1 pseudogene is annotated in these 333 nt (G+C 44.7%); it reads left to right on the top strand.

Annotated features, from left to right (window positions below):
- Positions 1-333 (top strand): annotated as a pseudogene (locus tag ACTRWI_RS22800) (ISNCY family transposase); the annotation flags it as partial.

The raw sequence follows: 333 nt of genomic DNA, 5'->3' as shown, positions 1-333 counted from the left end.
GGACGCATACTAAAAGAGCTTGGCATCGAATTAATCTGTGCGAACAGCTCACAAGCGAAAGGCCGAGTAGAACGAGCGAACCTAACACTTCAAGACCGCCTCATTAAAGAGGTGCGACTACAAGGCATTAACACCATCAAAGAGGCCAATGCCTGGCTTCCCTACTTCATTACGGACTTCAATCAACGCTTTGCTAAACTCGCCAATTACCCAAAAGACATGCACCGTCCTATTAGAGAAACATCCGCAGATTTGGACGATATTTTTGCATGGCAGGTCGTTCGAAAACTATCAAAGTCGTTAACCTTTCAGTACGACCAGATTGTTTATTTG

It is taken from the genome of Pseudoalteromonas sp. G5_S1_14_S5 (assembly GCF_054968605.1).
The sequence above is the reverse complement of the archived record's forward strand: the minus strand, read 5'-3'. Positions and strand labels throughout refer to the sequence as shown.